General features: G+C 60.4%; 26 protein-coding genes and 3 tRNA genes. 16 read left to right on the plus strand and 13 right to left on the minus strand.

Annotation, left to right across the window (positions count from 1 at the left end):
* Window positions 1-4: 4 nt before the first annotated feature.
* The 4 genes from copD to AAEO81_RS17465 all read left to right on the plus strand — a co-directional run bounded on the left by copD (window position 5) and on the right by AAEO81_RS17465 (window position 3,032).
* On the plus strand, window positions 5-874 hold the full coding sequence (copD, locus tag AAEO81_RS17450; RefSeq protein WP_341958180.1) for a copper homeostasis membrane protein CopD: 870 nt from the start codon (window positions 5-7) through the stop codon (window positions 872-874).
* An 84-nt stretch (window positions 875-958) separates the two neighbouring features.
* On the plus strand, window positions 959-2,068 hold the full coding sequence (gene ada / locus AAEO81_RS17455) for a bifunctional DNA-binding transcriptional regulator/O6-methylguanine-DNA methyltransferase Ada (RefSeq protein ID WP_341958181.1): 1,110 nt from the start codon (window positions 959-961) through the stop codon (window positions 2,066-2,068).
* 47 nt (window positions 2,069-2,115) lie between these two features.
* Complete coding sequence (locus AAEO81_RS17460; protein ID WP_341958183.1) at window positions 2,116-2,565, plus strand: antitoxin Xre/MbcA/ParS toxin-binding domain-containing protein; 450 nt, start codon at window positions 2,116-2,118, stop codon at window positions 2,563-2,565.
* A complete protein-coding gene (locus tag AAEO81_RS17465; RefSeq protein ID WP_341958184.1) occupies window positions 2,565-3,032 on the plus strand; it encodes an RES family NAD+ phosphorylase in 468 nt (155 codons plus the stop codon). Before AAEO81_RS17460 ends, AAEO81_RS17465 begins: the two co-directional genes overlap by 1 nt.
* On the opposite strand, the gene AAEO81_RS17470 is transcribed toward AAEO81_RS17465, so the two are convergent.
* Window positions 3,029-4,012 (minus strand): MDR family oxidoreductase, encoded by a 984-nt coding sequence (locus AAEO81_RS17470; protein ID WP_341958186.1) that lies wholly within the window; start codon window positions 4,010-4,012, stop codon window positions 3,029-3,031. The genes AAEO81_RS17465 and AAEO81_RS17470 overlap by 4 nt on opposite strands.
* 47 nt (window positions 4,013-4,059) lie before the next feature.
* Window positions 4,060-4,698, minus strand: a complete 639-nt coding sequence (locus tag AAEO81_RS17475; protein ID WP_341958188.1) for a TetR/AcrR family transcriptional regulator — start codon at window positions 4,696-4,698, stop codon at window positions 4,060-4,062.
* Window positions 4,699-4,862: 164 nt separating this feature from the next.
* Between AAEO81_RS17475 and modA the strand changes: the two genes are divergently transcribed.
* From modA to AAEO81_RS17510, 7 genes are all read left to right on the plus strand, one after another.
* Entirely contained in the window at window positions 4,863-5,630 is a 768-nt protein-coding gene (modA, locus tag AAEO81_RS17480) for a molybdate ABC transporter substrate-binding protein (protein WP_341958190.1), read from the plus strand.
* Window positions 5,631-6,311, plus strand: coding sequence for a molybdate ABC transporter permease subunit (modB, locus tag AAEO81_RS17485; protein WP_166594668.1), 681 nt, complete (start codon window positions 5,631-5,633; stop codon window positions 6,309-6,311). It abuts the gene before it with no gap.
* Window positions 6,312-6,317: 6 nt separating this feature from the next.
* Window positions 6,318-7,406 (plus strand): molybdenum ABC transporter ATP-binding protein, encoded by a 1,089-nt coding sequence (modC, locus tag AAEO81_RS17490; protein WP_341958193.1) that lies wholly within the window; start codon window positions 6,318-6,320, stop codon window positions 7,404-7,406.
* 98 nt (window positions 7,407-7,504) lie between these two features.
* A complete protein-coding gene (locus tag AAEO81_RS17495) occupies window positions 7,505-8,563 on the plus strand; it encodes a DNA topoisomerase IB (protein ID WP_341958195.1) in 1,059 nt (352 codons plus the stop codon).
* The gene (locus tag AAEO81_RS17500) at window positions 8,560-8,724 is read left to right on the plus strand and encodes a hypothetical protein (RefSeq protein WP_166594671.1); all 165 of its coding nucleotides are present in this window, start codon (window positions 8,560-8,562) and stop codon (window positions 8,722-8,724) included. The genes AAEO81_RS17495 and AAEO81_RS17500 overlap by 4 nt, the downstream gene beginning before the upstream one ends.
* 42 nt (window positions 8,725-8,766) lie before the next feature.
* The gene (locus AAEO81_RS17505) at window positions 8,767-11,331 is read left to right on the plus strand and encodes an excinuclease ABC subunit UvrA (RefSeq protein ID WP_341958197.1); all 2,565 of its coding nucleotides are present in this window, start codon (window positions 8,767-8,769) and stop codon (window positions 11,329-11,331) included.
* A gap of 350 nt (window positions 11,332-11,681) precedes the next feature.
* Complete coding sequence (locus AAEO81_RS17510) at window positions 11,682-11,915, plus strand: hypothetical protein (RefSeq protein ID WP_341964555.1); 234 nt, start codon at window positions 11,682-11,684, stop codon at window positions 11,913-11,915.
* A 177-nt stretch (window positions 11,916-12,092) separates the two neighbouring features.
* Here AAEO81_RS17510 and AAEO81_RS17515 read toward each other — a convergent pair.
* The 9 genes from AAEO81_RS17515 to AAEO81_RS17555 form a co-directional block, all read right to left on the minus strand.
* A tRNA-Leu gene (locus tag AAEO81_RS17515) sits at window positions 12,093-12,179 on the minus strand.
* Window positions 12,180-12,487: 308 nt separating this feature from the next.
* Complete coding sequence (locus AAEO81_RS17520) at window positions 12,488-13,012, minus strand: hypothetical protein (protein WP_341958200.1); 525 nt, start codon at window positions 13,010-13,012, stop codon at window positions 12,488-12,490.
* Complete coding sequence (locus AAEO81_RS17525; RefSeq protein ID WP_166594724.1) at window positions 12,970-13,254, minus strand: DUF1778 domain-containing protein; 285 nt, start codon at window positions 13,252-13,254, stop codon at window positions 12,970-12,972. The genes AAEO81_RS17520 and AAEO81_RS17525 overlap by 43 nt, the downstream gene beginning before the upstream one ends.
* A 393-nt stretch (window positions 13,255-13,647) precedes the next feature.
* Window positions 13,648-13,721, minus strand: a tRNA-Cys gene (locus AAEO81_RS17530).
* Between the two features lie 45 nt (window positions 13,722-13,766).
* Window positions 13,767-13,842 (minus strand) — tRNA-Gly (locus tag AAEO81_RS17535).
* Between the two features lie 61 nt (window positions 13,843-13,903).
* Window positions 13,904-14,464 carry a CDP-diacylglycerol--glycerol-3-phosphate 3-phosphatidyltransferase gene (pgsA, locus tag AAEO81_RS17540; protein ID WP_166594725.1) on the minus strand — a complete coding sequence of 187 codons (561 nt, stop codon included), beginning with the start codon at window positions 14,462-14,464 and terminating at the stop codon, window positions 13,904-13,906.
* A 32-nt stretch (window positions 14,465-14,496) separates the two neighbouring features.
* Window positions 14,497-16,320, minus strand: a complete 1,824-nt coding sequence (uvrC, locus tag AAEO81_RS17545; RefSeq protein WP_341964556.1) for an excinuclease ABC subunit UvrC — start codon at window positions 16,318-16,320, stop codon at window positions 14,497-14,499.
* A 1-nt stretch (window position 16,321) separates the two neighbouring features.
* Window positions 16,322-16,966: a UvrY/SirA/GacA family response regulator transcription factor gene (uvrY, locus tag AAEO81_RS17550; protein WP_341958204.1), complete on the minus strand. Its 645-nt coding sequence runs from the start codon at window positions 16,964-16,966 to the stop codon at window positions 16,322-16,324.
* A gap of 191 nt (window positions 16,967-17,157) precedes the next feature.
* Entirely contained in the window at window positions 17,158-17,523 is a 366-nt protein-coding gene (locus AAEO81_RS17555) for a helix-turn-helix transcriptional regulator (protein ID WP_341958206.1), read from the minus strand.
* Between the two features lie 82 nt (window positions 17,524-17,605).
* Between AAEO81_RS17555 and AAEO81_RS17560 the strand changes: the two genes are divergently transcribed.
* The gene (locus AAEO81_RS17560) at window positions 17,606-17,833 is read left to right on the plus strand and encodes a DNA-binding protein (RefSeq protein ID WP_166594728.1); all 228 of its coding nucleotides are present in this window, start codon (window positions 17,606-17,608) and stop codon (window positions 17,831-17,833) included.
* 18 nt (window positions 17,834-17,851) lie between these two features.
* On the opposite strand, the gene AAEO81_RS17565 is transcribed toward AAEO81_RS17560, so the two are convergent.
* Together AAEO81_RS17565 and AAEO81_RS17570 are read right to left on the minus strand one after the other, a co-directional pair.
* On the minus strand, window positions 17,852-18,313 hold the full coding sequence (locus tag AAEO81_RS17565) for a GNAT family N-acetyltransferase (protein WP_341958208.1): 462 nt from the start codon (window positions 18,311-18,313) through the stop codon (window positions 17,852-17,854).
* Window positions 18,314-19,087, minus strand: coding sequence for a carbon-nitrogen hydrolase family protein (locus AAEO81_RS17570; RefSeq protein ID WP_341958210.1), 774 nt, complete (start codon window positions 19,085-19,087; stop codon window positions 18,314-18,316).
* Between the two features lie 183 nt (window positions 19,088-19,270).
* Between AAEO81_RS17570 and AAEO81_RS17575 the strand changes: the two genes are divergently transcribed.
* From AAEO81_RS17575 to AAEO81_RS17590, 4 genes are all read left to right on the plus strand, one after another.
* Complete coding sequence (locus tag AAEO81_RS17575; protein WP_341958211.1) at window positions 19,271-19,414, plus strand: hypothetical protein; 144 nt, start codon at window positions 19,271-19,273, stop codon at window positions 19,412-19,414.
* A gap of 342 nt (window positions 19,415-19,756) precedes the next feature.
* Entirely contained in the window at window positions 19,757-20,842 is a 1,086-nt protein-coding gene (locus AAEO81_RS17580; protein WP_341958213.1) for a 3-deoxy-7-phosphoheptulonate synthase, read from the plus strand.
* A gap of 301 nt (window positions 20,843-21,143) precedes the next feature.
* Entirely contained in the window at window positions 21,144-22,028 is an 885-nt protein-coding gene (locus tag AAEO81_RS17585; protein WP_341958214.1) for a triacylglycerol lipase, read from the plus strand.
* 105 nt (window positions 22,029-22,133) lie between these two features.
* A complete protein-coding gene (locus AAEO81_RS17590; RefSeq protein ID WP_166594734.1) occupies window positions 22,134-22,415 on the plus strand; it encodes a peptidylprolyl isomerase in 282 nt (93 codons plus the stop codon).
* Window positions 22,416-22,529: the final 114 nt, after the last annotated feature.

The following is a 22,529-nucleotide window of genomic DNA, read 5'->3' on the forward strand; positions in this document are numbered from 1 at the left end:
CGCCATGCAAGAAGGGTTGATCCTGTGCCGGTTCGTGCACTTCGGCGCTGTCTTGCTGCTGTTCGGTTCGGGCCTGTTTCGCAGTGTGCTATTCACTTCGAACCTGACGGCGTTCGTAACACGTCCCGACAGCCGTCGACTTGACCGCCAGCTCGCGTGGCTGACCGGCACGGCGCTGCTGAGCGCACTGGGCTGGCTGATGCTGACCGCCGGGAGCATGGCCGGTGACTGGCGCGAAGGGTTTGCGCCCTCCACGCTCGCGCTCGTCCTGGGTCACACCTTCTTCGGTCGCGTCTGGGTCGTGCATCTGGCGCTGAATCTGCTGGCATTGATCTGGGTGCTTCGCCCGGGCACATCGGTGAAGTCCCGCCTTTGGATCAACGCCCTCTTGTTGCTGACGCTGGCGCCGGTGGGTCATGGCGCCATGTTCGACGGCCTGCGCGGCCAACTGCTGATCATCAACCAGATGCTGCACCTGCTCGGCGTCGCCACCTGGCTGGGCGGCCTGCTGATGCTGGCCGTTCTGATCAAATCCGTTGATCCGGTGGACCTGCGTGCCGTGCTGCTGCGCTTCAGCGGCATCGGTTACGGGCTGGTGGCCTTGATCATTGCCACTGGGCTGGTCAACGTACGCGCCCTGAGTGGCGGATGGTGGCCAGACCCGGCGTTTTCGGGGTTCGGGGCAGTGCTGGGAATCAAAGAGGCGCTGGTGCTGTGCATGCTGGCGCTGGCAGCCGTGAATCGAAGCCTGGCGCGCGCCCACGTATTGCGACTTCCTGTCTTGAGGGCCAGTGTACTGCTCGAAGGCCTGTCGGGTGGGGCCGCGCTGGCCGCCGTGTCCTTGCTCGGCACTCTGCCGCCCATGCCAGGCTGAATTTGACCGCAAGACTCGGGGTTCCTGACCTCGGCGCAGGCAGTAGTCTTGAGGCTCAACAGTCATTTTCAGAGGTAACGGGTCATGGGCCAAGGCAAGTTGCAACGGTCTGCACAACACATCGAAGACGACCCGCGCTGGGCGGCCGTGGTAGCCCGTGACCCGGCTGCCGACGCGCAGTTCGTCTACGCCGTCCGCACGACCGGCATTTACTGCCGCCCCAGCAGCGTGTCGCGCCTGCCGCGTCCGGAGAACGTGATTTTCTTCGACTGCGCGGCGCAAGCCGAAGCCGCCGGTTACCGCCCCAGCAAACGGGCCGCTGCCGATCAGACCCACCTGGCCGAGCAGCACGCCGGGATCGTCGCCAACGCGTGCCGACACATCGCCGAGGCGGAACAGCCCCCCAGCCTCAACGCCCTCGCCGCACTCTCGGGCATGAGCCCTTGGCATTTTCATCGTGTGTTCAAGGCCGTCACGGGCGTCACCCCCAAAGCCTGGGCCAGCGCCCACCGCGCCGAGCGCGTGCGCCATCGACTGAGCGACACCCAGACCATCACCCAGGCGATGTACGACGCAGGGTTCAACTCCAACAGCCGCTTCTACGAGGCCAGCGAAACCCTGCTCGGCATGACGCCGTCGGACTACCGCAAGGGCGGGACCAACGCTGACATTCATTTTGCGGTGGGCGAATGCTTCCTTGGCTCGATTCTGGTCGCTCAGAGCCAACGCGGCGTGTGCGCGATCCTGCTCGGCGACGATCCGGACCAACTCGTCCGCGATCTGCAAGATCAGTTTCACAACGCCACGCTGATTGGCGGCGACGGCGGATTCGAGCAGTTGGTGGCCCAGGTTGTCGGCTTCGTCGAAGCCCCCGGACTGGGTCTGGATTTGCCCCTGGATTTGCAAGGCACGGCGTTTCAGCAACGGGTCTGGCAGGCGCTGAAACACATCCCGCCAGGCACCACCGCCAGCTACGCAGACATTGCCAAACGCATCGGCGCGCCCCGCTCGTTCCGCGCTGTCGCGCAGGCGTGCGGCGCTAACCCGCTGGCAGTGGCTATCCCCTGTCATCGGGTGGTGCGCAGCGACGGCGGGCTGTCCGGATATCGCTGGGGCGCGGAGCGCAAGCGTCAGTTGCTCGACCACGAAGCACAGGCAACCCCGTGTAACAGCTTGGCGCTTGAGAAACCCTGACAGGGGCGTAACGTCCTGCGTCGGACATCTGATGAAGGAGCATGGACGTGCCTGCCATTTTTCAAGCGTCGACTCACGCGGCTTCGCCCGCTTTCTGGCTGATCGCCGATCAGCTCAGCACCCGCAATGAAACAGAACGACTCGCCTACATCCGCACCGGTTTTCCGCCGGGGTGGGTCAAGACCGTACGCAACGCATTTCAATTGAGCAACAGCCAGCTGGAAGCCCTGCTCAACGCCTCGATTTCGACACTGGAACGTCGGCAGCGGCAACGACGGCCACTGGATCTGGTCGGTTCCGAACGGCTGGACCGGGTCGCTTCGCTGGCCATGCGCGCCGCCGAGGTGTTCGAGGATCAAGACACCGCACGGCGCTGGATGATGACCGTTAATCGCGCCCTCAACGACCAGACCCCGCTCACGTTGTGCGAGACCGAAATCGGCGCTGGCCAGGTTCGCCGCGCGTTGGCGGCCCTGGAACATGGCGGGGTGGTGTAATGCACGCCTGGAGAATCAGCAAGGCCGACGACATCACTGGCCTTTCCGGCGCAGGCGCCGCCGTGTACGGCGGTCGCTGGAATCCGCCGGACGTACCCGCCGTGTACCTGGGCCTGAGTCCGTCCGGCTGCGCGCTCGACCCGGTGATCCTCGCCGGGCACGTTCCTCAACTGCGTTTCAAGCTCATGCACCTTGAACTGCCGCCCGACCCCGAACTGTTTGAAACGCCAGCCGTCGACCAATTGCCGATGGGCTGGGACAACTTCCCCGCTGACCGGCCCAGCATGGAGTACGGTGGCGAATGGCTCGAACGCAATGACCAGCTGGGATTGATCCTGCCGTCAGCCGCCATGGAGGAAATACGGCTGGTGCTGATCAATCCGAAACACCCGGCCTGCAGCCTAATCAAGGTGCTGCAAATCACCGACTTTTTCTACGGCAAATCGGGCACCCGCACTGCGGCTTAGCGCCCGGTGTCGACGACCACCCGCCCACGCACCTGCCCATCCATCAGCCGATGGGCAGTCGCGATCACCTCACTCAAGCCGATTTCGTGGCTGATCAGCGCCAGCGCCTTCGGGTCCAGGTCGGTCGCCAGTCGTGTCCATGCGTCGATACGGTCCTGACGCGGACGCATGACACTGTCGATGCCCGCCAGCGTGACACCGCGCAAGATGAAAGGCGCGACCGAGGCGGGAAAGTCCATGCCTTGGGCCAGCCCGCAGGCGGCGACCGTGCCCCAATAACGGGTGCTGGCGCAGACATTGGCCAAGGTGTGACTGCCCACCGAATCGATGGCGCCTGACCAGCGCTCCTTGGCCAGAGGGCGTCCGGGCTCGGACAGGGTGGCGCGGTCGATGATTTCCGCCGCGCCCAGTTGCTTCAGGTATTCCGCTTCGGAGGCCCGCCCGGTGGACGCCACCACGCGATAACCGAGTTTCGCCAGCAAGGCAATCGAGAAGCTGCCGACACCGCCATTGGCGCCGGTCACCAACACGTCGCCCTTGTCCGGGGTCACGCCGTTCTTCTCCAGCGCCATCACCGCCAGCATGGCTGTGTAACCTGCTGTGCCGATGGCCATCGCCTGGGCGGGGGTGAACGCTGCGTTCAGCGGGATCAGCCATTTACCTTGAACCCGCGCCACCTGCGCCAGCCCACCCCAATGCCCTTCGCCTACACCCCAACCGTTGAGCACGACTGCATCGCCGGACTTGAAATCCGGATCGCTGCTGTCTTCGACAATGCCCGCCAGATCAACGCCCGGCGCCATCGGAAACTGACGGACGATTGGCCCCTTGCCAGTGATCGCCAAAGCATCCTTGTAGTTGAGTGTGCTGTGGGACACCCGCACGGTGACGTCACCTGCGGGCAACTGCGACTCATCGATAGACGCCAGTTTGACGTGATAACCGCTGTCGTCTTTATCAATCAAAATCCCATTGAACATGCTCTTCTCCCGTATAGACCGATCGTCTATAAATAGAGCCGAAGAAATCAGCGTGGCAGCCCACGCAGAAATCCGGCGATGAATGTATTGAGGGGGGTGTCGCTCTGAACGAGCCGTGCGCGCAACACGGCGCCTTCCCAACCGATCCAGAAATACGCGGCCAGCTCGCCACAATCCGCACGCGCCGGCAATTCTCCAACGGCCTTTGCCGCATCGAAGCAAGCACACAAGCGCCGTTGCCAGTCGAGAAACGTCTGCTCAAGCGCGTCGCGAAACCCTTCCGGCAGCACGCTGACTTCCTGGCCCATGTTGCCCACGAGGCAGCCGCGCCTGAAATCATAGCGGGCCATGCTCGCCTTGGAGTGCTGTACGAAACCGGCTAGGCGTTCCAGCGGCGACAGCGACTCATCCAGCAACCAGCGGTCCAGGCGCCTTGCGAAATAGCCTGCATAACTGTCCAGCACGGCGAGCCCGAACGCCTCTTTACTGGCGAAGTAATGGTAGAACGAACCCTTGGGCACGCCCACGCGCTTGAGGATGCTGTCGATGCCTGTGGCCATGAAGCCCTGCTCAGTCAGCACTTCCACACCGCAGCGAATAAGGGCTTCACGGGTGTCGAAGTCGTGGGGGCGGGCCACTTTCGGAGGACGCCCTGGGCGTCGGGGTTTTGCGATCAGATCAGTCATGGGGGGCCATATTAGACCGACCGTCTAATAAATCAACCTAAACCGAACCACCGCAATCTGGCTTCCTTGCCACGCACTATCGCTATATATTCCGCTGCATAGCGTTTGGCCGGTACGAGCCGAGCCTGCACTCACTCACATAAAAACCAACATGGAGCTGCTTCATGCGCGCAACGTTCCTCCGCGTCACCTTCAAATCCCTGGCCCTCGCTGTCGCGGCCTTGTCCGCAAGCAGCGCGTTCGCCGATGAAGTGCAAGTCGCCGTCGCGGCCAACTTCACCGCTCCGATCCAGGCCATCGCCAAGGATTTCGAAAAAGACACCGGCCATAAACTGGTCGCGTCGTTCGGCGCCACGGGTCAGTTCTACACGCAGATCAAGAACGGCGCGCCGTTCGAAGTGTTCCTCGCCGCCGACGACACCACCCCGGCCAAACTGGAAAGCGAAAACGAAATCGTCAAAGGCTCGCGCTTCACCTATGCCGTCGGCACGCTGGCCCTGTGGTCGGCCAAGGAAGGTTATGTCGATGACAAGGGCGAAGTGCTGAAAAAGAACGCGTACCAACACCTCTCCATCGCCAACCCGAAAGCCGCGCCTTATGGCCTGGCGGCCACTCAGGTGCTGGAAAAGGAAGGCCTGACTGAAGCGACCAAGGCCAAAATCGTCGAAGGCCAGAGCATCGCCCAAGCGTTCCAGTTTGTGCAGACCGGCAACGCCGAGCTGGGTTTCGTGGCGCTGTCGCAGGTGTATAAAGACGGCAAATTGACCAGCGGTTCCGCGTGGATCGTGCCGGCCAACCTGCATGAGCCGATCAAACAGGACGCGGTCATCCTCAACAAAGGCAAGGACAGTGCCGCTGCCAAAGCCCTGATGGACTACCTGAAAGGTCCAAAAGCAGCTGCCGTCATCAAATCCTACGGGTATCAGCTGTAAATGCCGCTGGGCAGTGCCGACCTGGCGGCGATCTGGCTGACGCTGAAGCTGGCGTCGTTGACCACCGTGATTCTGCTGATCGTCGGCACCCCCATCGCGTTGTGGCTGGCCCACACCCGGTCATGGCTCAAGGGCCCGGTGGGGGCTATCGTCGCCTTGCCGCTAGTGTTGCCGCCCACGGTCATCGGCTTCTACCTTTTATTGCTGCTGGGGCCGAATGGCGCGTTTGGACAATTTACCCAAAGCCTTGGGCTGGGCACGCTGACGTTCAGTTTCAGCGGCCTGGTGCTCGGTTCAGTGCTGTATTCAATGCCCTTCGTGGTCCAGCCGCTGCAGAATGCGTTCGTGGCGATTGGCCCGCGCCCGCTTGAAGTCGCCGCCACCCTGCGTGCCACCCCGTGGGACACCTTCTTTTCCGTCGTCCTGCCCCTGGCTCGTCCCGGCTTCATCACCGGCGCCATCCTCGGCTTCGCGCACACCGTGGGTGAATTCGGCGTGGTGTTGATGATCGGCGGCAACATCCCCGAAAAAACCCGCGTAGTCTCGACGCAGATCTACAACCACGTTGAATCCATGGAGTACGCGCAGGCTCACTGGCTCGCGGGCTTCATGCTGGTGTTCTCTTTCCTGGTTCTGTTGGCCCTCTACTCCAGCGGCAAGACCAAAGCGACCTGGAGCTGATCCGTCATGACCTCGACCATCGACGTCCGCCTGAACGTGGACTTCCCCGACTTCACTGTGAACGTCGATCTGTCCCTGCCGGGGCGCGGCGTCACGGCGCTGTACGGCCATTCCGGCTCCGGCAAGACCACCTGCCTGCGCTGCATCGCGGGGCTGGAAAAAGCCTCGACCGGCTTCATCTCGATCAACGGCGAGGTGTGGCAGGACAGCGCCAACGGCGTCTTCGTCCCGCCGCACAAACGCTCGCTGGGCTACGTGTTTCAGGAAGCCAGCCTGTTCCCGCACCTTACCGTCCGGGGCAATCTGGAATTCGGCCTCAAACGCATTCCGGCCCGGGAACGTCATGTGAATCTGGAGCAGGCGACCACCCTGCTCGGCATCGAGCATCTGCTCGCCCGTCAACCGGACAAGCTGTCCGGTGGCGAACGGCAACGAGTCGGTATCGCCCGGGCCCTGCTGACCAGCCCTCGCCTGCTGCTGCTCGATGAACCGCTCGCTGCGCTGGACGCCCGGCGCAAGGGCGAAATCCTGCCTTACCTGGAACGCCTGCACGACGAGCTGGACATTCCGATGCTGTACGTCAGCCACTCGCAGGACGAAGTCGCTCGACTGGCCGATCATCTGGTGCTGCTCAGCGGTGGCCAGGCGCTGGCCAGCGGTCCCATCGCTGAAACCCTGGCGCGACTCGACCTCCCACTGGCCATGGGCGATGACGCGGGCGTGGTCATCGAGGGCGCCGTGGTCGCCTACGATGCCGCCTACGACCTGATCACCGTTCGCCTTCCGCGGAGCGATCTCACGATCCGTGTCGCCCATTCCGTGCTGGAAATGAGCAAACCCCTGCGCCTCAAGGTGCAAGCGCGAGACGTCAGCCTGACCCTGCAAGCCGACGACCAGACCAGCATTCTCAACCGTCTGCCGGTCACCGTCGTCAGCGAAGTGCCTGCCGACAACGCGGCCCACGTGCTGGTACGTCTGGACGCGTCGGGCACGCCGCTGCTGGCGCGCATCACGCGTTATTCGCGGGATCAGTTGCACTTGCACACGGGCCAGACGCTCTGGGCGCAGATCAAGTCGGTGGCCCTGCTGGCTTGAGCTGCGTCTGAACCGTGCGCTGATCGCCGAAGCAAATAATCGGCACGACTGTGCGGTGGGAAGGTCAATGCAAAGACCAGCCCTCAGGATTGCCCTTCATGTCGGACGCCCTTACCCGCGAAGACCTGCCCAAAGACCTGCATTATGTCGATGACAGCCAGCCGGGCTTCACGCGCAAGATCCTGCGCGGCAAATTTGCCTATTTCGATACCAACGGCGAACGCATTCGCGACGAGGCGGAAATCAAGCGCATCAACGCGCTGGTGATCCCACCCGCGTACACCGACGTGTGGATCTGCGCAGACCCGCGAGGCCATCTACAAGCCACCGGCAAAGACGCCCGAGGCCGCAAGCAATACCGCTATCACCCCCGCTGGCGCGAGATTCGCGACGAGAACAAGTACTCGCGGATGATCGCGTTCGGCAAGGCATTGCCCAAGGTGCGCAAGCAACTGGAGGCGCAACTGGCCGCCCCCGGCATGGGCCGCGAAAAAGTCATGGCGGCGGTGGTGTCGCTGCTGGACCAGACCCTGATCCGCATCGGCAACAGCCAATACGCCCGGGACAACAAGTCCTATGGGCTGACCACACTGCGCAACAAACACGTAGACGTTCACGGCAGCAAAATCCTGTTCCAGTTTCGCGGCAAAAGTGGGGTCGAGCATGAGGTCAGCGTCACCGACCGACGCCTGGCGAACATCATCAAGCGCTGCATGGAATTACCGGGGCAGAACCTTTTTCAATACTTGGACGAAGACGGCCAGCGTCACACGGTCAGTTCGTCGGACATCAATCGCTACCTCCACGACCTGACCGGCGCCGACTTCACGGCCAAGGATTACCGCACCTGGGCCGGCAGCGCCATGGCACTGACCACTCTGCGCAAACTGGACTGGGAGCCCGAGGCTGACGCGAAGAAACACATCGTCGCGATGGTCAAGGAAGTCGCCCGGCTGCTCGGCAACACCCCGGCGGTGTGCCGAAAATGCTACATCCACCCCGCCGTGCTGGAGGCCTTTGTCGTGGGCGAACTCGCCAAGCTGCCTCGTTCGCGTCAGCGCCAGGGTTTACGACTTGAAGAAGCCGCATTGGCCGGATTTCTCAAAGGCTTGCAGGCTGCCGAAGCCCTGCGTGACGTCACAGGAGACAAACCATGACCGCCCATACCCCCGGCGAAAAAATCAACGACCCTGACGCCAAACCCGCTGATGTGGCGGATGATCGCGACCGCACCCAGGAAACCCGCAAAGAGCAGCCCTTGACGGGAGGCGAGCACGACGACGCAGGCCATACCCCCAAAGTTCCCGATGCCCGGTAAGCTCTGCACTCAGACCGATTCGAATCACGCCAAGGCCCGCCCATGACCACAGCGCCACACCCTCCGCAAGACGCAGACACCCGATCCCTTGGTTCTTCCAAAGTCGCGCCGGATCAACCCGGCTTTGTCAGGGTGCGCGGCGCGCGCGAACACAACCTCAAGGACGTCGATGTGGACATCCCGAGGGATGCCTTGGTGGTGTTCACGGGGGTGTCGGGGTCGGGCAAATCCTCCTTGGCATTCTCGACGCTCTACGCGGAAGCCCAGCGCCGGTATTTCGAATCGGTCGCGCCCTATGCTCGCCGCCTGATCGACCAGGTGGGCGCACCCAACGTCGATTCCATCGAGGGCCTGCCGCCCGCCGTCGCCCTGCAACAGCAGCGGGGCACGCCCAGCACACGCTCGTCGGTAGGCAGCGTCACTACTTTGTCGAGCCTGATTCGCATGCTGTACTCGCGGGCCGGCCACTACCCGGACGGCCAGCCCATGCTGTACGCCGAGGATTTCTCGCCCAATCTGCCACAAGGCGCCTGCCCCGAATGCCATGGTTTGGGCCGCGTGTATGAAGTGTCGGAAGCGCTGATGGTCCCGGACGACTCGCTGACCATCCGCCAGCGCGCCGTCGCCTCTTGGCCGCTCGCGTGGCAAGGGCAAAATCAGCGCGACATCCTCGTGACCCTGGGCTATGACGTCGACATCCCTTGGCGCGACCTGCCGAAAAAACAGCGGGATTGGATTCTGTTTACTGAAGAGCAGCCGACCGCGCCGGTGTACGCCGGGCTCACCCCGGAAGAAACCCGCGTCGCCCTCAAACGCAAGCTGGAGCCGAGCTATCAGGGCACGTTTATCGGCGCCCGACGCTACGTGCTGCACACCTTCACCCACTCCCAAAGCGCGCTGATGAAGAAACGCGTGTCGCAGTTCATGCGCGGCAGCCCGTGCCCGCTCTGCGACGGCAAGCGCCTGAAACGCGAAGCCTTGTCGGTGACCTTTGCCGGTCTGGACATCGGCGAGCTGTCGCAAATGCCGCTCCTGCGCTTGGCCGACGTGTTGAAGCCGGTGGCCGATGGGGCGACCAAGACCGATATGTCCATCGAAAAACGCCTTGCCGCCCAGCGCATCGCCCAAGACCTGTTGGCTCGCGTAACGACCCTCACCGACCTTGGCCTCGGTTATCTGGCACTGGAACGCAGCACGCCGACCCTGTCGTCCGGCGAGCTGCAACGCCTGCGCCTCGCCACGCAGCTCGGTTCGCAACTGTTTGGTGTGATTTACGTGCTGGACGAACCGTCCGCTGGCCTGCATCCCGCCGACAGTGAAGCCCTGTTCGCCGCGTTGCAGCAGCTCAAAGCGTCGGGCAACTCTCTGTTCGTGGTCGAACACGACCTGGAAACCATGCGCCGCGCTGACTGGTTGATCGACGTCGGTCCTGCGGCGGGCGAACATGGCGGACGCGTGCTTTACAGTGGTCCTCCCGAAGGGCTTGCGCAGATCGAGGCGTCTCGCACCCGTCAGCACCTGTTCGCGGAGCATAACGAGTTGCGCACCGAGCGCCGCGCACCCTCAGGTTGGCTGCGCCTCGAAGGCATCACCCGCAACAACCTCGACAACCTGAACGCTGAGTTTCCGCTGGGGTGCTTCACAGCCGTGACCGGCATTTCCGGCTCCGGCAAATCAAGCCTGGTCAGTCAGGCATTGCTGGAACTGGTGGGAGCAGACCTGGGTCGTCCCACCGCCGCCAGCGATCAGGACGAACCGAGCCTCGAAGACGACGCCCCGCAATTCACCGGCGGGCGCATCGCCAGCGGGCTGGAAACGATCAAGCGCCTGGTACAAGTGGACCAGAAACCCATCGGCCGCACCCCGCGCTCGAACCTCGCGACCTACACGGGACTGTTCGACAATGTGCGCAAACTGTTCGCCGCCACCGATGACGCCAAATCAGCCGACTACGATGCCGGACAGTTCTCTTTCAACGTCGCCAAAGGCCGTTGCGATGTGTGCGAAGGCGAAGGCTTCGTCAGCGTCGAATTGCTGTTCATGCCGAGCGTCTACGCACCCTGCCCGACCTGCCACGGCGCCCGCTATAACCCGCAAACACTGGCCGTTAAATGGCAAGGCCTCAGCATCGCTGAAGTGCTGCAACTGACCGTCGATCAAGCCGTCAAGGTGTTCGCCGAGCAACCCACCGTCCTTCGCTCATTAACCGTGCTTCGGGACATCGGCCTTGGCTACCTGCGCCTCGGCCAACCCGCCACCGAACTCTCCGGCGGCGAGGCCCAACGCATCAAACTCGCCACAGAACTGCAACGCAACGCCCGTGGCGCCACCCTTTACGTCCTCGACGAACCCACCACCGGCCTGCACCCCAGCGACGTCGACCGCCTGCTCGTTCAACTGAACGCACTGGTCGACAACGGCCACACCGTCATCGTCGTCGAACACGAAATGCGCGTCGTGGCCCAGAGCGACTGGGTCATCGACATTGGGCCTGGTGCAGGTGATCGAGGCGGAAAAATCGTGGCCAGCGGTACGCCGGAGAAAGTCGCTAAAGCGAAGGCAAGCCGGACCGCGCCGTTTTTGAGGAAGGTGTTAACAGGGTTCTAACTTCACCTTGATCGAAGACAAGGCCGCGAGCAGACTACGCCCTCCCAACAAGGACGAATCTATGAAAACAGGACTCGTGATACTGCTGGCTGGCCTGATCGGTGGATGTGCGAACTACACCGACCGGGGAACCGGCGAAGGCGGAAGGGAAACAGGAAAAAACGGCTACACCGTCCGGTGCGACGCCTCACCGCCGAATCAGCCAGGCTGCTATTCGCCACCGCCCTCCTGGTCATGGGGATTTCTGGACAGGTTCAAATTCGGAATTGGCGCGAAGTAAGGCGAGGCCATACACAGCCAGACAAGAGCGCAACCTCGCGGTGACGCCACTCAGTAAGGATCAATGAATGCTGCAAGAACGAATCGCTGCACTGCGCCTCTCGAAACCCCTGCAAGGGGAAATCGATAATCTGGTGCGCGCACTTAACGCGGCAGATGGGAAGGAATCGGTCGAGCGCGAGGGAGAGATGCAGATCGCTTTCATCTTGGGGCTGGAGAAAACGAAGAAACTGCGCCCAGCGGACATTGAGGCGCTCTACATGATGTTCGACGACGCGGTGCAGGAACGGCTGGCCAATCTGTAGGTTTTGCAGTGTCCGCTACACGGTATTGAAATGGATGCCCGAGCGACGCTACAGGGCGTTGCCGAGGACGCAAAAGCACGAAACCACATTGAGGAGTGAGTTGCGGAAAATGCGGAGTTTTCAGAGCGCTAAAACGACTCAGGCGCTTCGGAAGATTCCGTAAGCGCCTGATCTGGATGGTGCCCCGAGCCGGAGTCGAACCGGCACATCCTTTCGGACGACGGATTTTAAGTCCGGTGTGTCTACCAATTTCACCATCAGGGCGGTGTTGCAGTTTCCATTCCGACCGCGGGCTTTGGAAGCAGGCCGGCCGACAAGAGGTGGGAATATATACATCCCTACCCTGTGAAGCAAGCGCGAAGCGTTGCAAAAGGCGTGAAAAATGTAACTGTGGGCTCTGTGAAAAATCTCGATAAATCATGGGCCTGCGACATTCGCATCACAGATATTGCGAACATCAGGACGATACGACCGCTCTCTTTACCGGTCGCTGCGGTGGCAACGCTGATGATGCTCCGTTTGTCACGCGCCTCTAATCATCAAGAAGCCCGCAGCTGCGGGCTTCTTAGTTTTTACTGTCTAAGCGAAAGCATCATGGTCATCGGAGAAAGGTCTGGGCACGGAATAAACCCAGCGTGCTTGGCATAGTAAGCCGCGAGCCTTTCGTTCAACGGATGCACGATGATTGCCACGGATCCGATGACTTCGGAGGCGATAATGCAACGCTCAATGGCGTCAGCCAGCAATCCAAGTGATAGACCCCGCCCGCTAGCCTTAGCGGTGACCCCCATGCGCCCCAGAACGGTTACAGGCAACGGGTCAGGTGCATTACGTCTGAGCTTCGCCGTCGCGCCGTGTCGCCGATCTACGGCGCTGTTAGATAACGTGTAGTAGCCCGCGATAACATCCGTGTCCTTGAAGCAAACGACATAAACCATCGCATGTTTTGCCTGCTGTGCCTTTAAAGCCTTGTTGCGTATGTAGTCGTCGATTGAATTTTCACCGGATTCAAATTCATCGGCTACGTGACGCACCTCCAGCTTTTCCGGAGGACTCAGCTCCAAGGTTTCGGCTTTGCAAGCAGTTTCCTGACGCATTCGTTATTCCCTAATGAATTGTCGTTGAGCGCTTGCTCAAATCGGTCAAAGGCTTCATCACTCAACAAGAACAGTCTGCGATCCAAAAGCACTTCTTCGGCGCGTTTGCACGCAGCCTCAAGGATGAAGCTGGTCCGGTCTGTTCCAAGAATCTCGACAGCGGCGTCAATCAAGCTGCGTTTTTTGGTATCGACCCGCATGTTGATCGGAACGGGTTTATCGCGTTCTAAGATTTGGTTCATGTCACGGTCCCTAAATGATGATTGTTGAGCCGTGCCCGCCAGGTGAGTCCATGGCCCAAGAATGTTGGTTCGCTGTCACAAAATAGTGCCTCCAGTCCTTGGTTTCTTCGACGGTGAGCGTACCCAATGCACCCGAGAAGCCTATCACTCTGTATAGCTAACGTATAGTCGTATATCTAATGCACTTACACAACTCAGATTGGCACCGTGGCGCGTGTGCTCTCCTGAGCGATGACTGCCTCAAACGAGAACGGAGAAGAGACGGTGCTTGGAGAATAGATCTGCGAGGCAACGAGCTTAGGTTGCGGAAACGATCTTGATAGTTGCGGAAACTTTGACGTTTCAGGAAGCACAAAAAAACCCGCAAGACGTTGATCTTGCGGGTTTTATATGTGGAGGCCGAGGTCGGAATCGAACCGGCGTAAGCGGATTTGCAATCCGCGGCATAACCATTTTGCTACTCGGCCCCAAACGTCCAGCGCCCCTACTACTGACCCTGAACGCGTACAAACTGGAGCGGGAAACGAGACTCGAACTCGCGACCCCGACCTTGGCAAGGTCGTGCTCTACCAACTGAGCTATTCCCGCTTGGTGTGGGCGCCATTCTATAGATTCAAATGACCCCGTCAACCCCTTGATTTAAAAATACTTATTTTTGCTCTGTGGTAGTGCGCAGATGCGGCCACGCCGCTCTGAGGTACTGCACCATCGACCATAGGGTCAGCCCCGCCGCGACCATCAGCAACACATAACCCAACACCACCCAGAAGGTGAAAGCGGGTGGGTTGGCCAGGAGAATCACCAACGCCAGCATCTGCGCGGCGGTTTTCCACTTGCCCAGATTAGACACAGCGACCTGAGCACGGGCGCCCAACTCGGCCATCCATTCACGCAACGCTGAAATCACAATCTCGCGACCGATGATCACGGCGGCAGGCAGCGTAAGCCAGAAATTGGCATGGGCCTGGACCAGCAGCACCAGCGCCACGGCCACCATCAGTTTGTCCGCGACAGGATCGAGAAATGCGCCAAATGGCGTGCTTTGCTCCAGGCGCCGGGCGAGATAGCCGTCCAGCCAGTCGGTGGCGGCCGCCAACGCGAAAACCGAACTGGCAGCGGTATAGCTCCAGTGATAAGGCAGGTAAAACAGCAGAATGAAGATCGGAATCAGCAGGACACGTAATACGGTGATCAGATTAGGGATATTCATCGGCACAACTGGCTACGAGGTGAGCGGGCATTCTACTCGCTGTGCAGGCTGGCATAAATCGACTCTGCGAGCTTTTTACTGATTCCGGGTGCCTTGGCGATTTCTTCGATGCTGGCGCGGGACAATTCCTGCAACCCACCGAAGTGTTTGAGCAAGTCGCGACGCCGCGTCGGGCCCACGCCTGCCACGCCTTCGAGGGTGGACGTGCGGCGGGTCTTGCCACGCCGGGCGCGGTGGCCAGTGATGGCGAAGCGGTGGGCTTCGTCCCGGATCTGTTGAATCAGGTGCAGCGCAGGCGAATCGCCCTTCAGCGTGAATTCATGAGCAACGTCGTTTAAATACAGGGTTTCGAAACCGGCCTTGCGGGTCGTTCCTTTTGCCACGCCGAGCAAAATGAGGTCCGGCACGGCGAGCTCGTTGAGCACATCACGCGCCATATTCAACTGGCCTTTACCACCGTCCACCAACAGGATGTCCGGAAGTTTCCCGGCACCGTCGTTGATTTTGCTGAAGCGCCGGGTCAGCGCCTGATGCATGGCGGCGTAGTCGTCGCCAGCCGTCACGCCTTCAATGTTGTACCGGCGGTAATCGGACTTGATCGGACCCTCCGGGCCGAACACCACGCAGGACGCAACCGTCGCCTCACCACTGGAATGGCTGATGTCGTAGCATTCGAGCCGCTGCGGTGGCTCATCCAGCTTGAGCACCTCGGCCAGCGCCTCGAAACGCGCCGCGACGTGCTGACGGTTGGCCAACCGCGCCGCCAATGCCTGTTCAGCGTTGGTCACGGCCAGTTGCTGCCAGCGCGCCCGGGTGCCGCGCACCCGGTGGCTGATGGTGATTTCCTTGCCGCGAGAGGCATCGATGGCATCGATCAGCGCCGGGAAGTCGTCATTGACCACGTTCACGATCACTTCGCTCGGCAACTCGCGTTCGCCGCCCCCAAGAAAATACTGGGCCAGGAACGCAGACATAACCTCCCCGACCTCCTCCTCGATCCCGACCTGAGGAAAGAAATTCTTGCTGCCCAACACGCGACCGGCACGGACGCTGATGAGATGAACACAGGCGCCGCCAGGGTTGACGAAAGCCGCGACCACGTCGACGTCGCCACTTCCGCCTTCCATGCTTTGCTGATCCTGAACCCGTCGGAGCAGGCCGATCTGATCACGCAATTCGGCGGCCTGCTCGAAATTCAGCGCCATTGCCGCCTTTTCCATGAGCATGTTCAACTCATCGGTCAACGCATTGCTGCGTCCTTCCAGAAACATCACCGAGTGACGTACGTCCTCGGCATACACCTCAGGTTCGACGAAATTCACGCATGGCGCTTTGCAGCGTTTGATCTGGTATTGCAGGCAGGGGCGGGTGCGGTTCTTGTAGAAGCTGTCCTCGCACTGACGCACGTGAAAGGTCTTTTGCAGAATGCTCAGGCTTTCACGGATCGCCCCTGCACTCGGGTAAGGCCCGAAATAACGGCCTTTGGCTTTTTTTGCCCCGCGATGGATGCTCAGACGCGGAAACTCGCCGTCGGACAGGTGCACGTAAGGGTAGGATTTGTCGTCGCGCAGCAAAATATTGTAGGGCGGCCGCGATTCCTTGATCAGCGTCTGCTCCAGCAACAGCGCCTCGGTTTCGTTGGCGGTGATGGTGGTTTCGACCGACGCGATGCGCCCGACGAGTGCGCCGGTCTTCGGCGCATGGCCGGTCTTGCGGAAATAACTGGCGAGGCGTTTTTTCAGGTTTTTGGCCTTGCCGACATAAAGAAGCCGCCCGTCGATATCGAACATGCGATAGACACCGGGACGGCCACTGCAGGTGGCAAGAAACGCGCTGGGATCGAACGATTGGGTCATTTCAGGCGCTGGCATCGACCATGCCGTGACGAACGGCCAGCAAGGCCAGCTCGACGTCGCTGCCGATCGAAAGCTTCTCGAAGATGCGATAGCGGTAGGTATTGACGGTTTTCGGCGATAGACACAACTTGTCGGAGATGGTTTGCACTTTCTGGCAACCGACGATCATCAGGGCAATCTGGATTTCCCGCTCGGACAGCAGGTCGAACGGCGAATTGCTGGTCTGTGGCTGGAACGATTTGAGTGCCAGTTGCTGGGCAATCTGCGGGCTGATGTAGCGCTGCCCTGCGAAGACCAGCCGAATGGCCTGAACCATTTCAGTCAGGCCCGCACCTTTAGTCATGTAGCCCGCCGCACCCGCTTGCAGCAGACGTGTCGGAAACGGATCTTCTTCGCAGACAGTGACTGCCACGACCTTGATGTCAGGGTGACTGCGCAGCATTTTGCGCGTGGCCTCAAGGCCGCCGATACCCGGCATTTTGACGTCCATGAGCACGACGTCGGGCTTGAGCTCTCGCGCCTTCTTCAAAGACTCTTCGCCGGAGTCGGCCTGGCCGACCACCTGCAGACCGTCGATGTCGGCAAGCATGCGTGTGATACCTGTCCGAACCAGATCATGGTCATCGACAACCAGCACCCTAATCAAGCAGACACCTCACAAAAAACAATTTATGGCGATTGCCCGCCACCTTAACAAAAAGAAAGCGCATGACCTAGGACGAAGCAACGTTCGAACGGCCCTGACAGAGAATCGATAACGAGACCGACACGCTATCATCATCGGCCGGGAAACTTGCAAAAAATCTTGAGGCGCACGCTCACACGTGCAACGGAAGGTCAGTCTTCTTGCGGGGCGGATTTCTTTTCAACGGCGTAGGTCGCCTTGTATTCCGCCAACGCAGTCGTCAACCGGAGAATGGCATCCTGATCTTCCTTGACCAGTGTTCTGTAGCTGCCCAGCACCCACTCTTCAACCTCACTGAGGTTTTCGATCGGCACCGGGGTGGGCGAACCGGTCAACACATAGAGCACGTCTACACCTTTGGCAGCCACTGCCGCCAGGTAATCGGCTTTCGGCGTACGGTCACCGTTTTCGTACTTTCCTTGCGCATTGGGTTCGACACCACCAATTTCGCCGAACGCTCGTTGCGACAGCCCCAAGCGCTCGCGTTCTTCCCTAAGCCGGGCACCTATTCCACTCATTTGAATGCGTAACCTTGTTGACCCCATCCTTACGAATGGTAGAATCCAGATAAATTTGTACAGACTTGAACGGTTTTGAACTATGCCCGGAATACGCACCGCAGCACAAGCCAAGGCCTGGCTCGAAGAGCAAGGCAAATCCGTTCAAGAATTTGCCCGGGAAAATTGTGTGGACGCGGCCACGACCTATCAGATTCTTTCTGGCCGGAAAAAAGGCCGACGCGGAGAATCCCATAAGGTAGCGGTGCTGTTGGGGATGAAAATCGGGGTCATTCCGGACTCGGCTTCGTCCGCTGAACCCAAGATATGAAGTGCGCCGGGGCCGGCTTCACGCCTCCAGCACATACTCCATCCAATACAGTGCAGGCTCCTCTCCCACGTGGCGATAACCGAGCCGAAGGTACAGGCCCGACGCCGGATTGTTCTTGAACACTTTCAGCCGAACCCTCGCACACCCCCGCGTCCTGGCCATTTGCAACACCCACACCATGACCCATTCCCCCACGCCTTCGCCGCGATAGGCCTCGATCAGTTGAATGTCGCGGATATAAAGGTAATCACTCTCCAGGGTCAGACTGAGAAAGCCGATCGCCTTGCCCGCCTGCTCCACCACATAACTCTCTCGGTTGGGCCATTCCGTGTCGAAGGCTTCGGGCTGCCAGACCAGACCGTAGTGGCTGTAATAGTCACGCATGTTGACCCGCGTCAGCTCTCGAGCGAAGGCTAGCGTCTCATCGGTGGCGGGCCGCAGCTGTAACCGTTTACCCTCGGGCGCGATGAGCGGCGTCATCTACAGCGCGACCCGGTGTGAACGGGTCTCCCACCCGCTTCCCAAACGCTGCGCAACCAATAGCCCCTCTTCCGCGTCAGGGAGGGCAGCTACTTGCGCGCCCTGTTCATCCCACAGCGCGCTGCGCCCTCCGGAATGCCAACCGCCGGTGACGCCCGCATAGTTGGCCATCAAAACAGCCATCCGATAGGTGCGGGCATGGCCGCTGAGCAACCCAGCGTCGTGTGCGTACCCGCCTTCCGAAATCAACACGCTGGCCGCGTATATTGACGCGCCTGCCTCGGCGGCCCGCCTTGGGTGAGAGGCCTGGCAGAAATCGGCACAGATGGCCAGCCCGAGGCATTCACTCCCCAAGTTGAACGCTTCGCCGCCCGCTCCGGCCGTAAAGACCGCTTCCTCGCCACTGTGCAAATGCTGCTTGTGCTGGACGGTCACGCCGCCGTCGGGATGAAGAATGAAGGCAGCGATCGATAGGCCGTCACCGGTGGATGAACGGACTGGCGCGCCTACGACCGTGGTCATGCCCCATTCACGTGCCTTCACCAGCAACGGTCGCAGCCGAGTATCCTCCGAAGTGATGGCCATCCCCCGAGCCAATTCGGGTTCATAACCGGTCAGCGACAGTTCGGGAAACATCAAGAAACTCACCCCGAGTCCCGCCGCCTGCTCCATGAACGCGAGATGCCGAGCGATATTGGCGGCGATATTTCCCGCGTCCGACCGGGATTGAGCGACGGCCAGCACCGCTGCACCGGGTGTTTCATTGACATGCATGGCTGTTCCTCCTGAGCGCCGTTTCTTCGATGATTGGTTCGCCGGGGCATTCTACGTGAAGCGTTCATCGCGCCCGTATACGCCAATCGTCAAAGGCTGCCCGAAATCGACACGATTGAAATTTCCAATTGAATAGACGCGCAACCCTGAAGTAAGCTCGGCGACATTCCATGGAGACAGATCATGTTGCCATCCATTCATACATCGCTTCTGCGCACTGCCGACGTCCCGCGTCAGGTAGCGGGCATGGCCATGTGGGATGCAACGACGATCGCCTCCCCGGCTTCTTATTTTTATGGGTATTGGTTTAGCCACTGGCGCGCCTGATACCCAACCGGCGCCCACGAATCACGGGACGCCAACCAGAGATAACTCTACCCCCGGTCGGCCTCCCGACCGGGGGTTTTGTTTTTTAGCCCCTTTGGTTTTAGCCCGTTTGAACAACCGACCAACGCTTCGAATCGAGGAACACGACATGAACTACAGCACCTATTACCGCAACGACATCGACTTCGCCTGGCGATTTACCACCCTCCGTTCGGGACAGCCTGCCGCCTCCGATCGGTCACTGACAGGTGGCGCATCAACACTCACGGCCAGTACGGCCCTTTGTCGAACACCCCAGTAGGTCCGCGCGGGAAAATGCCCGCCGACCAGGAAGCCCGAACCATGAATTCGTCCGTCGCCGCAACACACCTGTCCGACCTGCCGTCCAGCCCTGTGACCCTGATCGACAGCCACCCTGCCCCACAACGGCTGCCCAGCACCCTGGCATTGAAAAACCAGTTGCCGCTGAGCCCGGCCCTCGCCGCCCAAGTGGCTGCTCATCGCCAATCGGTACGCGCCATCCTCAACGGCGAAGACACCCGCCTGCTGGTGGTCGTCGGCCCCTGCTCCATTCACGACCCGAAATCTGCGCTGGAATACGCTGAACGCCTGGCCAACCTCGCCACCGAGGTCAGCGACCAGATGCTGCTGGTGATGCGTGCATACGTGGAAAAGCCCCGCACCACCGTGGGCTGGAAAGGCCTCGCCTACGACCCGCACCTGGATGGCAGCGACGACATGGCCGCGGGCCTGACCCTGTCCCGACATTTGATGCGCGAGATGATCAGCCTCGGCCTGCCGATTGCCACCGAGCTGCTGCAACCGATCGCCGCCGGTTACTTCGATGACCTGCTGAGCTGGGTCGCCATCGGCGCCCGCACCACCGAATCGCAAATCCACCGCGAAATGGCCAGCGGCCTGCACATGCCGGTGGGATTCAAGAATGGCACGGATGGTGGCATCGCCGTGGCTTGCGACGCCATTCGTTCGGCGGCCCATGCCCATCGTCACTTCGGCATCGACCGCCACGGCCATCCGGCGATCATCGAGACCCAGGGCAACCCGGACACCCACATCGTGCTGCGCGGCGGGCATGCCGGCCCCAATTACGATCAGGCCAGCGTGGCCACGGTCAATGCCAGTCTGGACAAACACCGCATGGCGGCCCGGATCATGGTCGATTGCAGCCACGCCAACAGTGGCAAAGACCCACTGCGTCAGCCCCACGTCTTCAATGACGTCCTGCAACAGCGGCTGGCAGGTGATCAAACGCTGACCGGCATGATGCTGGAGAGCCACCTTTTCGAGGGTTGCCAGCCACTGAGCGATTCGATGCGTTATGGCGTATCGGTCACCGACGGCTGCCTGGGTTGGGACGGCACTGAACAGCTGCTGCGTGACGCCGTGAACAAACTCCGTTACAGGTAAGTAAGACGTGTGGGAAAGCCAGCTCGCATTCCGCGGCTGGCTTCCCATAACTGCGTCATCATCGACAGCACGCCGCTGTCGACTTCCAGAGCGATGCCGTAGGAAATTCAGGCGATGCCCGTAAGCCTTTTCGCTCCATCACCTGCTACCAGCAGCAAGCCCTTTGAATCCAGACTTCCGTTGCCCCGCTCACGCTCACACCAGCGCTACGCCGGTCGTGAAGACCGCAAAAGGTGGCACTCACTGCGTCATATGACTCGCTAACCTCGCTCGCCTCACTACCAGCAAGGGATTGCCCGTCATGAATGACACACCTATCACGACCAAATACCCGATCCTGTTGGTCCACGGGCTGTTCGGGTTTGATCGTATCGGCACGTTCGACATGTTTCACGGGATCGTTACCGCACTGGAGAACGCTGGCTGCCGTGTTCACGTGCCGGTGCTGTCCAGCACCCACGACAATGAAACCCGGGGCGAACAGCTTCTCGAACAGATCGACCGTTTCATGAACCGCACCGGCTATTTGAAAGCCAATCTGATCGGCCACAGCCAGGGCGCGTTAACGGCCCGTTACGCAGCCGCTGTCCGTCCGGACCGTGTGGCCTCAGTCACTTCTGTCTGTGGCCCGAACCATGGCTCCGAAGTCGCGGACTGGGTCCGGCGGGCGTTGACACCCGGGGCATTGCCGGAACGACAGGCCGCGCGACTGATAAGAGGGTTTAGCTATTTTCTCTCGTTGCTGGGCGGCACCACTGATTTGCCGCGAGACCCGGTCCGCGCACTGGATGCATTGACAACCAACGGGGTCGAACAATTTAACCGCCGGTACCCTCAGGGCCTGCCAGATGAATGGGGTGGCGAAGGGCCAGAGCGTGTAGACGGCGTGAACTACTACTCCTGGAGCGGATGCCTGCGAGACACGCTGTTGGACGAAGGGCAAAACGCATTCGACCCACTACACTTGGCACTGCGCAGCTATGCCCTGCTGTTTGAGCGCGAGGCCGAACACAACGACGGCCTCGTCGGTCGCTACAGTTCCCATTTGGGTAAAGTCATTCGTTCCGACTACCCACTCGATCATATGGACGCCATCAACCAGACGGCGGGATGGGTGCGCAGCGATATCGATCCCGTACAGCTTTACGTCGATCATGCAGGCTTGTTGTTTCGCAAAGGCTTGTAGTTTCCGTGACGGCTTACCCGCTCAGCCTGCGAGCCGGAACTTTCTCGGGAAAAGCGTCCCTTAATCCGGTAGGCTCGTTCCTTTTTTTGACAGGAGTACTTTCAAATGGCTAAAGCCACTGCCCGCCACATCCTTGTTTCCAGCGAAGCGAAATGCAACGAACTCAAGGCAGAAATTGAAAATGGCGCTGACTTTGCCGAAGTCGCAAAAGCCAATTCCAGCTGCCCTTCCAGCCGTCAGGGCGGCGACCTGGGTTCGTTCGGTCCTGGCCAGATGGTCAAGGAATTCGACACCGTGGTCTTCAGCGCGCCGGTCAATGTCGTTCAGGGTCCAGTGAAAACCCAGTTTGGCTATCACCTGCTGGAAGTGACCAGCCGTCAGGACTGATTCTGAAGGTTGTCTCTTCAAACGGCTCGCCTTCTAAAGCGGGCCGTTTGCGGTTAAAGCCCTCAAAAAAAGATTCTTGCCTATTCCGGCAAAGAAATTGCTTCGTTTTGTCTG

The sequence above is a fragment of the Pseudomonas sp. RC10 genome (assembly GCF_038397775.1).
Classification (GTDB): Bacteria; Pseudomonadota; Gammaproteobacteria; order Pseudomonadales; family Pseudomonadaceae; genus Aquipseudomonas; species Aquipseudomonas bambusae.

Excerpts from the sequence above, each read along its gene's own strand:
- copD (WP_341958180.1), top strand. The coding sequence starts at position 5 with ATGCAAGAAGGGTTGATCCTGTGCCGGTTCGTGCACTTCGGCGCTGTC.
- ada (WP_341958181.1), top strand. The coding sequence starts at position 959 with ATGGGCCAAGGCAAGTTGCAACGGTCTGCACAACACATCGAAGACGAC.
- AAEO81_RS17465 (WP_341958184.1), top strand. The coding sequence starts at position 2,565 with ATGCACGCCTGGAGAATCAGCAAGGCCGACGACATCACTGGCCTTTCC.
- AAEO81_RS17470 (WP_341958186.1), bottom strand. The coding sequence starts at position 4,012 with ATGTTCAATGGGATTTTGATTGATAAAGACGACAGCGGTTATCACGTC.
- AAEO81_RS17475 (WP_341958188.1), bottom strand. The coding sequence starts at position 4,698 with ATGACTGATCTGATCGCAAAACCCCGACGCCCAGGGCGTCCTCCGAAA.
- modA (WP_341958190.1), top strand. The coding sequence starts at position 4,863 with ATGCGCGCAACGTTCCTCCGCGTCACCTTCAAATCCCTGGCCCTCGCT.
- modB (WP_166594668.1), top strand. The coding sequence starts at position 5,631 with ATGCCGCTGGGCAGTGCCGACCTGGCGGCGATCTGGCTGACGCTGAAG.
- modC (WP_341958193.1), top strand. The coding sequence starts at position 6,318 with ATGACCTCGACCATCGACGTCCGCCTGAACGTGGACTTCCCCGACTTC.
- AAEO81_RS17495 (WP_341958195.1), top strand. The coding sequence starts at position 7,505 with ATGTCGGACGCCCTTACCCGCGAAGACCTGCCCAAAGACCTGCATTAT.
- AAEO81_RS17500 (WP_166594671.1), top strand. The coding sequence starts at position 8,560 with ATGACCGCCCATACCCCCGGCGAAAAAATCAACGACCCTGACGCCAAA.
- AAEO81_RS17505 (WP_341958197.1), top strand. The coding sequence starts at position 8,767 with ATGACCACAGCGCCACACCCTCCGCAAGACGCAGACACCCGATCCCTT.
- AAEO81_RS17520 (WP_341958200.1), bottom strand. The coding sequence starts at position 13,012 with ATGCGTCAGGAAACTGCTTGCAAAGCCGAAACCTTGGAGCTGAGTCCT.
- AAEO81_RS17525 (WP_166594724.1), bottom strand. The coding sequence starts at position 13,254 with ATGAACCAAATCTTAGAACGCGATAAACCCGTTCCGATCAACATGCGG.
- pgsA (WP_166594725.1), bottom strand. The coding sequence starts at position 14,464 with ATGAATATCCCTAATCTGATCACCGTATTACGTGTCCTGCTGATTCCG.
- uvrC (WP_341964556.1), bottom strand. The coding sequence starts at position 16,320 with ATGACCCAATCGTTCGATCCCAGCGCGTTTCTTGCCACCTGCAGTGGC.
- AAEO81_RS17555 (WP_341958206.1), bottom strand. The coding sequence starts at position 17,523 with ATGAGTGGAATAGGTGCCCGGCTTAGGGAAGAACGCGAGCGCTTGGGG.
- AAEO81_RS17560 (WP_166594728.1), top strand. The coding sequence starts at position 17,606 with ATGCCCGGAATACGCACCGCAGCACAAGCCAAGGCCTGGCTCGAAGAG.
- AAEO81_RS17565 (WP_341958208.1), bottom strand. The coding sequence starts at position 18,313 with ATGACGCCGCTCATCGCGCCCGAGGGTAAACGGTTACAGCTGCGGCCC.
- AAEO81_RS17570 (WP_341958210.1), bottom strand. The coding sequence starts at position 19,087 with ATGCATGTCAATGAAACACCCGGTGCAGCGGTGCTGGCCGTCGCTCAA.
- AAEO81_RS17575 (WP_341958211.1), top strand. The coding sequence starts at position 19,271 with ATGTTGCCATCCATTCATACATCGCTTCTGCGCACTGCCGACGTCCCG.
- AAEO81_RS17580 (WP_341958213.1), top strand. The coding sequence starts at position 19,757 with ATGAATTCGTCCGTCGCCGCAACACACCTGTCCGACCTGCCGTCCAGC.
- AAEO81_RS17585 (WP_341958214.1), top strand. The coding sequence starts at position 21,144 with ATGAATGACACACCTATCACGACCAAATACCCGATCCTGTTGGTCCAC.
- AAEO81_RS17590 (WP_166594734.1), top strand. The coding sequence starts at position 22,134 with ATGGCTAAAGCCACTGCCCGCCACATCCTTGTTTCCAGCGAAGCGAAA.